This window comes from Paraburkholderia sp. SSBN10T, assembly GCF_056619545.1.
Map to the genome: position 1 here is coordinate 95,243 of NZ_JBWQQI010000003.1, position 13,602 is coordinate 108,844.

The 13,602-nt window shown below is 59.7% G+C and carries 11 protein-coding genes; 4 read left to right on the forward strand and 7 right to left on the reverse strand.

Annotation, left to right across the window (positions count from 1 at the left end):
* Positions 1-46: 46 nt before the first annotated feature.
* Entirely contained in the window at positions 47-2,182 is a 2,136-nt protein-coding gene (locus tag AC1ECK_RS05310) for an EAL domain-containing protein (protein WP_480316637.1), read from the forward strand.
* A gap of 31 nt (positions 2,183-2,213) precedes the next feature.
* Here AC1ECK_RS05310 and AC1ECK_RS05315 read toward each other — a convergent pair whose 3' ends face one another.
* Positions 2,214-3,140: a LysR substrate-binding domain-containing protein gene (locus AC1ECK_RS05315; protein WP_480316639.1), complete on the reverse strand. Its 927-nt coding sequence runs from the start codon at positions 3,138-3,140 to the stop codon at positions 2,214-2,216.
* A gap of 109 nt (positions 3,141-3,249) precedes the next feature.
* Here AC1ECK_RS05315 and AC1ECK_RS05320 point away from each other — a divergent pair, with 109 nt between their 5' ends.
* Together AC1ECK_RS05320 and AC1ECK_RS05325 are read left to right on the forward strand one after the other, a co-directional pair.
* A complete protein-coding gene (locus AC1ECK_RS05320) occupies positions 3,250-4,371 on the forward strand; it encodes a tartrate dehydrogenase (protein ID WP_480316641.1) in 1,122 nt (373 codons plus the stop codon).
* 288 nt (positions 4,372-4,659) lie between these two features.
* Positions 4,660-5,970 carry an MFS transporter gene (locus AC1ECK_RS05325; RefSeq protein WP_480317325.1) on the forward strand — a complete coding sequence of 437 codons (1,311 nt, stop codon included), beginning with the start codon at positions 4,660-4,662 and terminating at the stop codon, positions 5,968-5,970.
* Positions 5,971-5,988: 18 nt separating this feature from the next.
* Here the strand turns inward: AC1ECK_RS05325 and AC1ECK_RS05330 are convergent, their stop codons facing one another.
* The 4 genes from AC1ECK_RS05330 to AC1ECK_RS05345 all read right to left on the reverse strand — a co-directional run bounded on the left by AC1ECK_RS05330 (position 5,989) and on the right by AC1ECK_RS05345 (position 10,107).
* Positions 5,989-7,908 (reverse strand): putative bifunctional diguanylate cyclase/phosphodiesterase, encoded by a 1,920-nt coding sequence (locus AC1ECK_RS05330; RefSeq protein WP_480316643.1) that lies wholly within the window; start codon positions 7,906-7,908, stop codon positions 5,989-5,991.
* 474 nt (positions 7,909-8,382) lie between these two features.
* Positions 8,383-8,685, reverse strand: coding sequence for a flagellar transcriptional regulator FlhD (locus tag AC1ECK_RS05335; RefSeq protein WP_480316645.1), 303 nt, complete (start codon positions 8,683-8,685; stop codon positions 8,383-8,385).
* Positions 8,686-8,957: 272 nt separating this feature from the next.
* Entirely contained in the window at positions 8,958-9,350 is a 393-nt protein-coding gene (locus AC1ECK_RS05340; protein ID WP_480316647.1) for a hypothetical protein, read from the reverse strand.
* Between the two features lie 157 nt (positions 9,351-9,507).
* Positions 9,508-10,107: a TetR/AcrR family transcriptional regulator gene (locus AC1ECK_RS05345; protein WP_480316649.1), complete on the reverse strand. Its 600-nt coding sequence runs from the start codon at positions 10,105-10,107 to the stop codon at positions 9,508-9,510.
* A 296-nt stretch (positions 10,108-10,403) separates the two neighbouring features.
* On the opposite strand from AC1ECK_RS05345, the gene AC1ECK_RS05350 reads away from it, so the two are divergent.
* On the forward strand, positions 10,404-11,066 hold the full coding sequence (locus AC1ECK_RS05350) for a DUF3313 domain-containing protein (RefSeq protein ID WP_480316651.1): 663 nt from the start codon (positions 10,404-10,406) through the stop codon (positions 11,064-11,066).
* A gap of 328 nt (positions 11,067-11,394) precedes the next feature.
* Here the strand turns inward: AC1ECK_RS05350 and AC1ECK_RS05355 are convergent, their stop codons facing one another.
* Together AC1ECK_RS05355 and AC1ECK_RS05360 are read right to left on the reverse strand one after the other, a co-directional pair.
* Positions 11,395-11,625 (reverse strand): hypothetical protein, encoded by a 231-nt coding sequence (locus AC1ECK_RS05355; protein ID WP_480316653.1) that lies wholly within the window; start codon positions 11,623-11,625, stop codon positions 11,395-11,397.
* A gap of 132 nt (positions 11,626-11,757) precedes the next feature.
* Positions 11,758-13,191 (reverse strand): APC family permease, encoded by a 1,434-nt coding sequence (locus AC1ECK_RS05360; protein WP_480316655.1) that lies wholly within the window; start codon positions 13,189-13,191, stop codon positions 11,758-11,760.
* Between the last annotated feature and the right edge of the window lie 411 nt (positions 13,192-13,602).

Here is a 13,602-nt window from a genome sequence, read left to right on the forward strand (position 1 = left end):
TTCGGTTTTCGGCCCTGCGGGATCAAGGATCTTCCATAGAGACAACATGCGCAACTTTGTACCTGCGATCAGATCCAGGATCGTTCTTGCGTTTGGCGCTTGCGTCACGCGACTGGCGCTTTGGCTCGAGGTCGTCAGGGATTCGTTCGTAACCTTGATGCCCCTGACCTTCTTCGGCCTGGGCGCCGTGCTGCTGCAAAACCTGCCCTGGGATGCCTATCAGCACGCGCTGGCTGCGCCCGGCGCAAGACCCTGGCAAGAGCGCCTGAACCTGGTCGTGCTGGCCACGCACGGCATCATGGGACTGGCGCTGGCCCCGCTGATTGCCGCTCAGCTCGTCAGCCGCCTGCCGTCGACGTCAGCCGACGGCATGGAAGTGCCTCCAGTCATGGCGGCAATGTCAGCGCTCATCAACTTCATGCTGTTCGTGTTTGCCGAGCCGATCTACGGCGACAGCCTGGGGCGCCACGCCATGCTGCGGGGCATCGTAGTGGGCATCGCCTCGGCCGAACTGCTGCGGCAGATGGTGCGCGTGCGCTGGTTCGCACCGGCACGCGTGCCTTATGACGTCGAGTCCAATTTCTACTTCGGAATCCGGCTCACCGGGCCTGTCATCGCGACCGGCCTGGTCATGCTGGCGGCCGTCGGCTTGCTGGACCGGCTGCCCAACCTGTCGCACGAGGCACTCGACGGATTCGTGGTCTGGGCCCAGGCGCACGGGACCGCCACATGGGTGCTGAGCATCGCGGCAGTCGGCATGAACCAGATCCTATGGTTCGTGGGCGTGAACGGCGGCAACATGCTGGACGTCTACGCGGCCGGCCTGTTCGCGCAGATGAACACGGCCTACACCAGCGCGCTGGCGTCGCGGACCCTGTTCAACACCTTCGTCCTGCTAGGGGGTTCCGGCGCGACCTGCGGCCTGATCGTGGCGATCCTGCTGGTCGTGAAGCAGGGTTCGCAGCGGCGCATCGCACACATGTCGATCGTGCCGGCCATCTTCAACATCAACGAGTCGCTGCTGTACGGCCTGCCCATCGTCCTGAATTCGATTTACCTGATTCCTTTCATCTGCGTGCCGCTGGTGCTCTGCCTGCTTACGCTCGCCGCGGTGGAGAGCGGCTGGCTGACCGTTCATCCGGTGGCGCTGATGTGGACGACCCCGCCGCTGCTCTCGGGCTGGATGCTCACGAACTCGTGGCGCGGCGTCTTGCTGCAACTGCTCGAGATCGGCCTGAGCGCGGCGCTGTACCTGCCGTTCGTTCGCAAGGCGGAAGCAGAACGCGAGGCGCGCGAGGTCGGCGCGGCGCACATGATCACGCAGACTATTCTCTGCAATCCCCAGGCACGCCCGCCTTTGATCCAGCGCCATGACGAAGTCGGTCACATGGCACGCGGGCTGCTCGCGGATCTTAGAGACGGCCTGAACCACGGCCGTCAGACCTTGAGCCTCGTCTACCAGCCCATGCACGACCGTGCAGGCAGCGTGGTCGGCGCGGAGGCCCTGTTGCGCTGGCGTCATGCGCGGTACGGCGCCCTGTCGCCGCTCGTCGCGGTGACCTTGGCCGAAAACAGCAAGGAGATTCATCGCCTGGGCGCCTGGATAATCAACGAAGCCTGCGCATGCAAGGCGCGCTGGAACGCGGCCGGCCATCGACAACTGACGTTGGCGATCAATCTCTCACCCATCCAGCTCACCGATCCGGAACTACCCGCGCGCGTGAACACGGCACTGCGCACGCACGGACTGGAGCCGGTCGAAATCGAGCTGGAGATTACCGAATCGGCCGAGATACCGGACGGGCAGGTTGTCGAGGAGACGCTCAGACAGCTCACTGCCGCCGGCGTACGTCTTTCGATGGACGACTTCGGCATGGGACACTCGTCCCTGCTATACATGCAGCGCTTTCCCGTCTCTTCGATCAAGCTGGACGGATCGCTCACGTGTGCTGTCCTGGCCAACAGCACCACCGCGGACGTCATCCGCACGATCACGGCCCTGGGCCGTTCGCGGAACGTAAAGGTGGTGGCCGAGTTCGTGGAAACCGCTGCGCAACGCTGCGCGCTCGTCGAGCTGGGCTGCGACGTCTTCCAGGGCTACTTCCATAGCGCGCCGCTGTCCGAGCAGGCCTGTCTGGAGCACTTCAGGCAGCATGGGCAGCAGGTCGTTCTGGCCGACTAGTAGCGCCCCATTGTTGGACGCTTTCAGCCGCCTATGCGCGCTCGCCTGCCGCGCCGCCAAGCTCGCGTGCGATGAAGTCAACGAACGCACGGGTGCGATTGGACATCTGGTGCCGCTGCGAATAGACCGCGAAGATATCGGCACTCGGCGTTTCGTGATCGGGCAGCACCCGCACCAGTGAACCGTCGGCCAGGTACTGTTTGATATCCCACTCGGCCCGCATCAGGATCCCGTGACCCTCGAGCGCCCACTTCACGGCGATCTCGCCGTCGTTCGTCGTCAGGCTGCCTTTGATGCGTACGGCTTCCGTCGTGCGGGACGCGCCCCGCCCTGAAGTCAAACGCCAGACGCCATACGCCTCGTCACCTTGCCTGATGCCGATACAGTTGTGCCGGGTCAGGTCGTGCGCCGTGACCGGCAGCCCCCGCGACGCGATATAGGCAGGCGCCGCACATAGCACCCGGCGATTTGGCGCAAGACGGCGCGCGATCACTCTCGTGTCCGGCGGCTCGCCGAACCTGATACAGACATCGAACGCGTCGTCGGTCAGCGGCGGGGGCGTAACCGACAACTGTAGCTGGACCGATACCTGCGGATATTTCGTGACGAAACGCGAAATCGCCGGCGCAACATGGCTGCGGCCGAAACCCAGCGTTGCGTTGACCCGCAGCAAGCCTCTTGGGGTTTGCTTAGCGCTGCCGAGCAATTCAGCCAGTTCGTCAATTTCATCGAGAATCCGGCGCGCGTGCTCCAGATACAGCTCGCCCTCCGGCGTGAGCGTCATCCGCCGGGTGGTCCGGTTGACGAGCGGAACACCCGCGCGGCGCTCCATCTGCGTCAAATGCTTGCTGATAGCCGCCGCAGTCAGGCCCAGCTCGCGCGCGGCGGCGCTCAGGCTACCGGACGCAGCAAGCGTCGAAAAGAAACTCAAATCAGAGGGTTGGACGGTATCGCGCATGTCCTTCACTTGTGAATAAAAGTTAAGGATGCTTTGAGTTTAGCACCGGTTTTCGAATCCGGAGATGGGTAAAGTTCATTCACACTTACAACGCGTGAAGGACGGAGACATGAAAACCTATCGCATCGCCACCATCCCCGGCGACGGCATCGGCAAGGAAGTCGTGCCTGCCGGCGCGCAGGTCCTCGAAGCACTGGCAAAGACCACGAAGTCGTTCGCGTTCGAGTTCGAGAACTTCGACTGGGGCGGCGACTACTACCGCAAGCATGGCGTCATGATGCCGGCCGATGGGCTCGATGCGATCCGCCACAAGGACGCGATCCTGTTCGGTTCGGCCGGCGACCCGGACATTCCCGATCACATCACGTTGTGGGGCCTGCGCCTGAAAATCTGCCAGGGCTTCGACCAATATGCCAACGTCCGGCCGACCCGCATCCTGCCGGGTATCGACGGCCCGCTGAAGCGCTGCAAGCCGGAAGATCTGAACTGGGTCATCGTCCGCGAAAACTCGGAAGGCGAATATTCAGGCGTGGGCGGCCGGGTCCACCAGGGCCATCCGATCGAAGCGGCAACGGACGTATCGATCCTGACCCGCGCCGGCGTCGAGCGGATCATGCGCTTCTCGTTCCGCCTCGCGCAATCCCGCCCGCGCAAACTGCTGACCGTCATCACCAAGAGCAACGCTCAACGTCACGCCATGGTGATGTGGGACGAGATCGCGCTCGAAATCTCGAAGGAATTCCCGGACGTCAAATGGGACAAGGAACTGGTGGACGCCTCGACCGCTCGCATGGTCAATCGTCCCGCGACGCTCGACACGATCGTCGCCACCAACCTGCACGCAGATATTCTCAGCGATCTGGCCGCCGCGCTCGCCGGCAGCCTTGGCATCGCGCCGACCGGCAACATCGATCCGGAGCGGCGCTTTCCGTCCATGTTCGAGCCGATCCACGGCTCTGCGTTCGACATCATGGGCAAGGGCCTCGCCAACCCGGTCGGCACCTTCTGGTCCGTCGTCATGTTGCTCGAGCATCTCGGCGAGTTCGACGCCGCGAGGCGTGTCATGCAGGCCGTCGAAGCGGTGACCGCCGATACGTCCCTGCATACGCGCGATCTCGGCGGCACAGCAACGACAGCGCAAGTGACGGCCGCTGTTTGTGCGCTGTTGGAGAAAGCAGCCGCTCCCAGTGCGGACGCCCCGAAGGAAGTCTCGTTGGGGAACGCGGCGTAAACGCGAAGACATCCGCGCACGGTTAGACCCGGCACGGCAGGCACACCTGACGATGAGCACGGCCGAACGGAAAGGATTGTGCGCCTGACTCCGTCATGGCGGCCAGGCCGCAGCGTTGCGCGGCCGGCCGAGCTCATCCGTACGCGGCAAATATCAAGCATAAGACGAGACATTCACCCTATTCGATCTCGCGCCGCTCTTTTCTGCTCCGGCCAGCACGGCCACCCGCGAGCAGACCGACACGCAGAACGAAAGGCTGGCGGCTACCAGGCCGCCAAGGAGGAGACAATGATTGACGATCTCGAAGCGCGGGTTTCCAGGAAGCTCATGCTGCGGATAATTCCGTTTGTCATGTTGCTGTATTTCATCAGTTTTCTGGACCGCGTCAACGCAGGATTCGCCGCCATCACCATGAACAAGGCCATCGGCCTTTCGCCGACCGCGTTCGGTCTAGGTGGTGGGTTGTTCTTTATCGGCTACTTCCTGTTCGAAGTGCCCTCGAATCTGATTCTTCACCGCGTCGGCGCACGGTTGTGGATCGCACGAGTCATGGTGACGTGGGGCATCGTCTCGGCCGCCTCGGCCTTCGTGGTCGGACCGAACAGCTTCTACGCGCTGCGCTTTTTGCTCGGCATCACGGAAGCCGGCTTCTTCCCCGGCATCATCCTCTACCTGAGCTTGTGGTTCCCGGCCCGCCAGCGCGCGGCGGCAGCGGCTTGGTTCATGGCGGCGGCCCCCATCTCGACGGCGATCGGCTCGCCGATCTCAGGCGCGATCATGAAGCTCCCGCCGCTTGCCGGATTGACTGACTGGCAAATGCTGTACATCCTCGAAGCCATACCCGCGATCATTCTTGGCTTCGTGGTCTTGAAGTACATGACGGACTCGCCGTCGGCTGCCCACTGGATGCAACCGCAAGAACGCGAGTGGCTGATGGCGAAACTGAAGACGGAAGCCGATGCTCGGCAGTCGCACGCCGGTCATACGGCCGGGGCACTCAGTGCATTGCGCGATCCACGCGTCCTGGCGCTCTCCCTGATTTACTTCGGCACGTCGGCAGGTTTGTACACACTCGGCCTTTGGGCGCCTTTGATCATCCATCAATATGGCTTCGGCTCGCTTGAAACCGGCCTCATCACGGGTGTTCCGAGCGTGCTGGCCGTTATCGCGATGATCCTGTGGGCCAAACACTCGGATCGCACCGAAGAACGCACGTGGCATGTGGTGATCCCTTGTGTCGTCGCCTGCCTCGGTTTTGTCTTTGTCGGCCACGCCGATACCGTATTGATGGTCATTCTTGCGCTGGTCGTTGTGAACATCGGCATCAGTTCCGCGAAAGCACCACTGTGGGCCATGCCGAGCGTATTTCTTTCCGGTGCCGGAGCGGCTGCGGGCATCGCCATGATCAATTCGGTCGGCAACCTCGGCGGCTTCGTCGGCCCCTTCATGATCGGCTGGCTGAAAAGCGTGACAGGGGGTTATGCCGCCGGGCTGTATGTGGTCGCCGCGACGTTGGCGGTATCCGCGGTGGTGACATTGATGCTGAGTCGGCAGGCGCCGCAAACACACGCCCCGGTTGGCGAGCGGCACGGTCACTGAATATGCCGGCCCTCTCGCCTAAGCGGCGATCAATGGCCGCTCAAGGAAACTCACGACCTCATCAGCCGGTATCGGTTTGGAATATAGATACCCCTGAACCATCAGGCCGCCAAGTGTCTTTAGAATAGCCAGTTCGTCCCGTGTCTCGATGCCTTCAACAATACAATCAAGGCCCATATCCCGGCTGAGCGCGAGAAGCGATTTGACGATCTTGTAGCTGGCGGGGTTTTTGTCCAGATCCGTGACAAAGCTACGATCGACTTTAATTTTGGTGAGAGGCAACGCATGGAGGTGCGTCAAGCTCGAAAAACCGGTACCAAAGTCATCCAGAGAGATGCCGCATCCAAGCGCTCGCAAAGTCTCCGTGGCGCTGCGAACTTGCGGAAAATCGCGGATAAAAGCCGTTTCGGTCACTTCGAAATCAACGCGGGTGGGATCAAAGCAACTGTTGTTTAGCGCCGTAACGATAGCGAAGACACTATCGGGCGAGCTGAGATCGTGAGCGGACAGGTTAAACGAAAGACGGATATAGCAAGGCCAAAGTGAGGCGTGCGCAAGCGCCTTTTTTAATAGTATCTGGGTGATCCTCTCGATCATCCCGGCTCGCTCGGCAATGGGAATGAATTGCGCAGGCGAGATCGAGCCCAAGGCCGGATTGAACCAACGAGCCAGCGCCTCGAAGCCGATGGTCGAGCGGCTCGAAACATTGACGATCGGCTGGAACACAACCGTCAGTTCATCTTCAAGATTGGCGTGTTGTAGCGCCTGTTCGATTTTCGCGTCGGATCGAATCTTGGCATCGTGATCGATCGAGAAAAGCGTCACCTTGCCACGGCTTGTGCGCTTGCCGTGATAGAGCGCATAGTCGGCGTTCGCGAACAATTGCACTGTGTCACCCGCCATATCCGGATAAACCGCGAATCCTATTGATCCTCCTATTTGCAGCGTGGTATCTCCAAGCGACGCGGCGGTTCGTATCGCGGAACAGATAAATTCCCCCGTCGCCACAAGTTCACCCGTATCGCCGAAGTTCGAGGCCACGATCGAAAACTCATCCCCACCGAGTCTCGCGACATAGTAGTTCGCTGGACAGACCTCTCTGAGCCGCAGCCCAATAGTCTGAAGCAGTTTGTCGCCAGTCGCATGACCATAGATGTCGTTGACGGCCTTGAAGCCGTCCAGATCGATAATGCCCACGGCAAGACGGGCTCCATCGGATTTCGCCCTCGCATACGCGTTGTCGAGGTAGGAAAAAAATGCCCGACGGTTGGCCAAACCCGTCAGGCTATCGATATTTGCAAGCTGGAAATTTTCCGAACGTGCGCTCACCATGCCGGTGAAGTCACGATAGTGAATCAGCAAAATGGCAAGCATCGCCGCGGAGACAAGCGCAGTGTTGATTGCGATTGCGACAAAGACCAGGTTCCCGGAGAGCGAGAAGAAAATGACAAACGAGCCGTTGACAATGAACGCAACCGTAAAAGCCGCCGGCCGCAAGTGCATCATGCAGAAAATCACACCAATGACGGTGATTGCCATATAAAAGGTGACATGAGCCTTTTCGTAGGCGCCCCCGTAGGGAAAGAGTGCGAACGCCCACAAGGTGAAGGCGATGGCAATAATGCCCGAGAGCCGTTGCGTATCGGACAACGCCTTTAACGCAACCTCGTGAGTGGCGTCTTGCCTCGAGCGGCGTAGCCAGCCGATAACTCGCACGACCGAGACCAGGGTCATGACAATCGGTATGTCGACCGTTATCCATCGCGGCGCCACACGCATGTGGGTCGCCGCCACGCCCCACGTGTTGATCATCAAGACCACATACATGAGTGGCATCTGAAACGTGAAAGCTCTGTACTGAGCAATCAGTAGATCCGGGTTCCGTTTGGGAATAGCCGCAATTTCCTTAGCGGTTTTCAATAACTTCATGAGGGTCATTACATTGTCTGAACAGCGTTGTCTTTGTAGTGTTCATCGATGAGTTGGTGTCCGTAGCGGGACCCTGCGAAGCTAACGGTGGCAAGCCCAAAATCATGGCTGCTACATCGGTATACGGCGATGCGCTTCGATCCCTGTAGTGGGAGGCATGTAGGGATTTCCTGAAATTATTGTAGGGATGAGTTCCCTGGTTCGATCTGCGGCAGCCAGAGCCAACGTGACGCGAGGTCACGACGACAAATCAGATCAGCCGTCACGTTCCGCGAGCGGGATGAAACGACAGCCTGGGCATCAGCGTAAACCCCATTGCCGTACGCATCGCCCGGAAGCGAATTCCTATGGTGGAACGTGGACCGTACCTGAGCGCGCACGGAAATCGGATGGCCCGAGTGGGCTTAGGCCGCGTCGGAGTGAGCCAAGTCCATCCAGGGAGACTGGAATGGGTCTTGAAGAGCGGGAGGAATTGGCTTCAGCCTAAGCGGTGTGCCCGACAGGCTTGCACGCCGGCAGCCGCGCCGCTACAGCAACCTCAACCTGATGGTGCGTCAGAGCGGACAGCACGGTGTGGTCATGAAAGCGGAACGAGCAAAGTATCTGCGAAACCGAGGCCAGTCTTGCGATCTCTTTGAGGGAGAGCGACACCAGCAGGTCGGCCACCTCCGACGACACACCGAGACTGCTCATGCCCGTGGCTTTGTCTTCTATGAGCAGGCGCTTGATCAGAAGAAGATAGGAGAGGTTCATCTCGTGTATCAAGCGGTTCGTGTCGTGCTCCATTTCAACCACCTCCCGTGATACCGGCCGGATAGTCTCTGCTGTGAAGGCATGACACAGCGAACGGGCATAACAATCGTTGCCGTGAATCGATACTAGACTCGCTCTGGGCGCCTCGCAGTCAGGAGGCTCAGAAATTTCGTTAGGCCGAAGCGGAATTTATCGTAAGGAATTCCCTAGCGAAGCATTGCGCTGACATGTCCTCTACGGCCAAATCAACCGGCTGGCGAAAAATAAGGTTTGAACGATTTTCATAGCGGATCGGGCCTGGTCGATCACGGGTCGATGACCGCGGCGCCTCTCTGTGTCTCCGCGCGTAACCGATCAAACAATTGATCGCGTTCCTCCTCCGACAACGGGCACATTCCAAGAAGACTGGATAGCGCAAGCCCTCTCGCTGCTTCCCAGTGCAATAGCGCCAATTCCGGGTCGGATGCCTCATCCCTGATGCGTTTCACCTTGGCTGCATCGATCTCCCGGACCGTACTCAGGAAATCGGGATCCCACCTCTGCGCTTCCCGGAGAACCGAGGTCACGTCCTGCGACCGATCGATTGCCGCTCGTGCCGTTGCTATCTGCGCCAATAATGTCTGCTGGACTTCTGCGAGCTCGCAAACGGCAAGATACGCTCGCGAAAATTTCTCGAAGACCCTGATTTGACGTTGCAATAGTGATCTCAACGATATCTCCCATCGGTCAACGGACTCGCCGAGGCGGCAGACTAACATCGCAATTTAAATCTGTAAACCGTGCAGACGGTTTGTTTTTGGATCAAGCCACTGGATCGGGTTCGCAAAGCGGCAGCTTTGCGTGCTCGCGCGCCGATCAGCCCGCAGATCGCCTGGAACGACGTTTCGGAGGCAACGTCTGAGCCTGCCAGCGCTCTTCGTCGAGGAGCCGGTCGAACAGCCTGTTGCGAGCCAGATCGCTCAACGGCGACATTCCCAGCAAGGTGTGAAATGCAATACCGCTAGCAGCGAAATATCGCAACATCGACAAATCCGGGTCGGGCGCGTCGTCTTGCAACGCCTTCATTTTCGCCGCGTCAGACTCCCTGACGTCTTCAACCAAGATCGGACTCTCGATCAGCGCTGCGAGGCCGGCCCGCGCCACCGAACGCGGCTGATTGATGGCTTCCCGATAAATCGCTATCTGGGCTGCCAGGATCGGTTCAGCCTTGGTTGCACCTTCCGTCTCCATGTAGTCGTGCGCAATCTGCTCAAACTGCTGCCGCTGATAGTCGAGCAATGCGCACAGCACACCGTGCCGCGTACGAAACTGATGCAGTAGTCCGCCCTTGCTGATGCCGCTTTCGCGCGACAGCGAATCGAACGTCAGTCCGCCAACACCGTCCCGGGCCAGGATGGTAAGGGCGGCGTCAATTGCCTTCCTGCGGGAAATCTCCGAACGGGTCTGGTTATCCATTATCGATATTGATGACGTCGCGACGATTGCGGCGTGGGCATAGCGACTGCCGCATCTTGACGATGTTTGCCAGGTAATGCGATGCAATGGCTCAAGGCCTGCGAGCGGTCCCGTCAATCGTCTGCACAAAGAGGCTCGCGGAGCCAAACGGCGAAATTGTATCGTACCGATTTCCTCAAAAACAATCCGTACAGACGGTTTACATATAGAAACGGTAGTGGTACTGTTCGGTCTCGTCGGTTCCGCCCTGAACAGAACACCTTCCTACGCTCGAATTGCCCCTCAAGGAATGCAACATGATCAAGAAAAACATCGGCTCGCTTCTTTTCACCGCTGCGGCGGTGCTGACCCTGGCCGCGTGCGCCGGCGTGCAGCCCGTTCCTTACACTGGTATTTCGTCATCCTCACAGTTGCAGCAAAACCATGATGGCGATTCACGCAAGGTACCCTACCAATACGCCGCCCCAGTGGTCTGGTCGCGATACACGCAGGTTGTGCTGGACCCGGTCGTCGTGTACCAGGGCAGCGATAACCAGTTCGGCGACATGAAGGGAGCGGACCGGACTGAGCTTGCCGATTACATGGGAAAAACGTTTACGGAAAAACTGGCCACACGGTTCCAGATCGCGAAGCAGCCCGGTCCTAACACGCTGCGCGTCAAGCTGACATTGACCGGCGCCGAAAAGACAACGCTGCTTGTTGGACAGATCATGCACTTCGACCTTGCCGGTAATCTCTATAACGGCGTGCAGTCGGTCCGCGGCGGCCAGGGCGCGTTCAGCGGATCGGTTTCCTACGCCGTGGAGGTCTATGACAGCAAAAGTGGCCAACTGCTGAAGGCATTCGTTTCGAAGCAGTATCCGAACGCAATGAACCTTCCGGCAGCCTTCGGGTCCTTGAGTGCTGCGAAGACCGGCCTGGACAAGGGCGCGGATGCGTTGGTCGCCCAGTTTCACTAAAATTGCTCGCAGAATCGCGCCAGTTGGAGCCACGTTTTCCTGGCGCGCAATGCCTGCATTGTATGAGTCACCGGCGCGCTCCGCGCAGCGAAAGCGGCCGCTCCGGACTTCTCCGAGGTTTGCGCATGCGTACCTGGGCTGACTTCCTTATCTCATTCGCGCCCCCGCCTTTAATGGTCGCCGTCGTATTCTCGATCGCGTACCTGCTGGTGGGGATTCCGGTTCATTTCCGACGCGGCGCAGTCGCCAGGGACGTGTTAGGCACGCTAGCTGGAGTCTTGTCCGCTCTCGTCTACATCACGCTCGTGTTGGGTTTCTATTCAGGTGTTCACGCGGCCTCACGATAAGCCGGCCGGTAAAGCCCGTCGGAGCAGAGCAGCAGGCGGTCGCCTTGCCGCAAGGCCCAATGCTCGACATAGGCGCCGAAAGCGACCTGCACCGCATCGTCCTCGCCGAGCATGACGCCCACGTAGTCCTCGTTGGCAGGCGGGCACCCACCCTCCGAGATGAAGGCGATCTCGAGTTCCGGACACTCGCCGCGCTCGGGCTGCAAGCGCATGCATGCAAAAGCCCCAGCGTCAAAGCCAGGGTTGGCAGGGGTGCCGATTCCGGCAGCCCCATCACGGCCGGGCGGCGCCGGCAACGACGCCGCCCGGCCGATCCGGCGCACCCTGCGTGGGATCGGCTTGCGTCATTTGCGGCCGAAGATCTCCGACTCGTTCGCTTCCAGGTCGTGTTCGATCTTGTCGAGAAGCTGGGGCGAGCGCTTCTTCAGCATCAGCAACCAGACGAGACCGAAGGCCATATAGACGACGAAGAGATACGGCAGGAGGTTGTAGGGCCACTCGGGAACTGGATAAACACTGCCCACGAACACACCGATCATCGACACGGCGCCGAGGATGCCGATAATGACATTCGCCAGTTTGAGCTGCCCCTGCTTTTTCAGGTAGATCGGCGCAGACAGCGAGATCAGGAAGTAAACCACGATAAAGCCGAAGGTTGCAAACGTGCTGGTATAACCAAAGGTGTTCAGTGCCCCGGTACCGAGCAGCGCGATCACCACGACCAGCGACAGGATCGACGAAAAGGCGACAGCGTAGTGCGGCGTCTGATGCTTCGTGTGAACCATGCCCATCGAGCGGTGCACGAACTGATAACGGCCCATCGAAAACAACAGGCGGCTCGACGCGTTGATCGAGGCCAGCACGCAGGCGAAGGCGCTAAGCGAGGCGATCAGGTAGAAAAGCGGAGCCAGCATAGGCGCGCCAAACCCCGTCAGCAGCGTTTGCAACGGAGCCGTGTCGTTGCCGAGCTTGTTCACATTGCCGTTGTATGCAACGACCATCGCATAGGCGACGAACATAAAGAAGACGCCCGCCAGTATCATGCTCCAGATAACCGCACGCGGAATGGCGCGCAGCGGATCCTTGGTTTCCTTGCCGAGCGAGGCAGCGCTCTCGAAGCCGACGAACGAGAAAATGCCCATCACCATGGCTTCGGCCATCCCCTTCGTCGTCGTACCTTGCAGCGAGAGTTGTGCATGGTCGACGATGCGCTCGGGATGCTGGTGAAAAGCGAAGAACAGCACGCCGCCGACAATGACGATCGAGGCGCCTTCGATGGCGAGGCTCAGGCGCGACGATAGCTTGACGTCGCGCGCGGCCAGGAACCAGACGAGCGCAGCACTGATGACATAGACCACCCAGGTCGGCACGTTGATGCCCCACGGCGAAAACGCGTTCTGCACGAAGATGGCTTCTCCGGCGAGCACACCCATCGCAGTACCCGTATACGCAGCAATCAACCCCCAGCCGGCGAAACCGCCCGCCACCGGACCGAGCGAGCGCGAGATAAAAATGAAGAACGAACCCGCCGCCGCGAAGCGGCTGGCCAGTACGATAATATTCAGACCTACGAACAATAGAGCGATGGTCGAAACGCCATAGATCAACCAACTGCCGAAACCCGCCAATGCCACCAACGAGACGACGTTGATCGACGGCGTCATGGTCGGAGAAATATTTGCGAGCGACTGGCCAATCGTCTCCATGAAGCCGAGACTCGAAGAGCGCAGGTTGGCAGACTGCGCCGAAATAGGTTTGCCTTGCTGCACCGAACTCATGCTGGATTCTCCTGTCGGGAAAGTGGACATAACTACGTAATCTGGAAACCAGGAAATCGCCACCGCTTCGGTACGCCAGACCACTGCTGCTGGCGCACCCATTGAAACACGCGTCACCTGTCGGACCTGCCGCAGGTGAATACGGTGGTAATTGCATGAGTTAAAAACGAAAATCAGCCTCAATGTGCTGATCTGATTCGGCGGGGCACCGATCCCACTTTGGGGTTGCCCGTCTGCCACAAGCCCACAGACGCTCCCAGAATGGCGCGAGAAACATCGCCGGCCACCGCCAAAGCGTTTTCAGGCTAGCAGATCAAATTTCCGAATCAAATTTCCAATTGTTCCTTCTGCTTTGTCCCGCGGCTCACGTGCCCGGATCGAGTGCCGTCGTTATGCCAGATGGGTCCGCGC

What these genes read in the sequence shown, in the direction of transcription:
- AC1ECK_RS05310 (WP_480316637.1), top strand. Translation starts at nt 47, where the DNA reads ATGCGCAACTTTGTACCTGCGATCAGATCCAGGATCGTTCTTGCGTTT.
- AC1ECK_RS05315 (WP_480316639.1), bottom strand. Translation starts at nt 3,140, where the DNA reads ATGCGCGATACCGTCCAACCCTCTGATTTGAGTTTCTTTTCGACGCTT.
- AC1ECK_RS05320 (WP_480316641.1), top strand. Translation starts at nt 3,250, where the DNA reads ATGAAAACCTATCGCATCGCCACCATCCCCGGCGACGGCATCGGCAAG.
- AC1ECK_RS05325 (WP_480317325.1), top strand. Translation starts at nt 4,660, where the DNA reads ATGATTGACGATCTCGAAGCGCGGGTTTCCAGGAAGCTCATGCTGCGG.
- AC1ECK_RS05330 (WP_480316643.1), bottom strand. Translation starts at nt 7,908, where the DNA reads ATGACCCTCATGAAGTTATTGAAAACCGCTAAGGAAATTGCGGCTATT.
- AC1ECK_RS05335 (WP_480316645.1), bottom strand. Translation starts at nt 8,685, where the DNA reads ATGGAGCACGACACGAACCGCTTGATACACGAGATGAACCTCTCCTAT.
- AC1ECK_RS05345 (WP_480316649.1), bottom strand. Translation starts at nt 10,107, where the DNA reads ATGGATAACCAGACCCGTTCGGAGATTTCCCGCAGGAAGGCAATTGAC.
- AC1ECK_RS05350 (WP_480316651.1), top strand. Translation starts at nt 10,404, where the DNA reads ATGATCAAGAAAAACATCGGCTCGCTTCTTTTCACCGCTGCGGCGGTG.
- AC1ECK_RS05355 (WP_480316653.1), bottom strand. Translation starts at nt 11,625, where the DNA reads ATGCGCTTGCAGCCCGAGCGCGGCGAGTGTCCGGAACTCGAGATCGCC.
- AC1ECK_RS05360 (WP_480316655.1), bottom strand. Translation starts at nt 13,191, where the DNA reads ATGAGTTCGGTGCAGCAAGGCAAACCTATTTCGGCGCAGTCTGCCAAC.